Origin of the sequence: Pseudomonas sp. HR1, assembly GCF_030175875.1 — a bacterium.
Classification (GTDB): Bacteria; Pseudomonadota; Gammaproteobacteria; order Pseudomonadales; family Pseudomonadaceae; genus Chryseomonas; species Chryseomonas oryzihabitans.
Window position 1 is genome coordinate 1 of the sequence record NZ_JASNRF010000056.1, and the last position, 701, is coordinate 701.

General features: G+C 50.9%; 1 protein-coding gene. It reads right to left on the reverse strand.

Translation table 11 applies throughout. The annotated features are described in order from the left end of the window. Window positions 1-158 precede the first annotated feature (158 nt). A complete protein-coding gene (locus tag QKY98_RS23565) occupies window positions 159-593 on the reverse strand; it encodes a hypothetical protein (protein WP_284671697.1) in 435 nt (144 codons plus the stop codon). Between the last annotated feature and the right edge of the window lie 108 nt (window positions 594-701).

The following is a 701-nucleotide window of genomic DNA, read 5'->3' on the forward strand; positions in this document are numbered from 1 at the left end:
GTATTATGCAGCGCCCTTATCTCTTCAGAGACCGGTGTCAAAGCCGTTGAGTGGGTCAGCGATCGATTTTCGCGCTTGACCATTTTCATTCGAGCCTTGCTCAGGTGCATCTTCCATCAATACAGCACCCGCGCTCAGAGTAGCAGCCTCGACCGCTTTCAAAGGCGGATTACCATGAGCGGTTCGCCTAAGTGGCTCTGTGTGCGCCTGCTCCGCTTCAGGCTTTGCTCCCCTTCCCCCCAAAAAATCCTTTCCATCTGCTTTCTATCTGCTTCAGCTAACTGCACGCAGAGGTTCATCAGATTCACCATCACTGGCATCCGAGCTCCATGAGGCAAGCTTTCATAGAAGGCAAACATCAACGGCGAATCTTTTCTGTGAATAGTGATGTTGACTACACGTCCTCTGTTGTCTTTTCGCTGCACCTGTTCGTCGAAAAGAGCTAGCGAAGGCTTGTACGTTGGTAAAATGCCTTCGCAGAGCTTAAGCAGCAGCCTGCTCGCAAACAGCTTGTTGTACCTAGCGTGAAATTCGATGAGGGCGTCGTGCCGTCCACTGATCAGTAATGCTTTGATCTGGATTGACTGTCTCATTGGTAAATCCTCGGCAGATTTTTGTCATTGCGTAGCGGTTCAAACTTCGAACGGTACTCAGCTCTGGTGGCTGCCCCAAAGCTGCCTTGCCTGCCATTTCTCGCAATG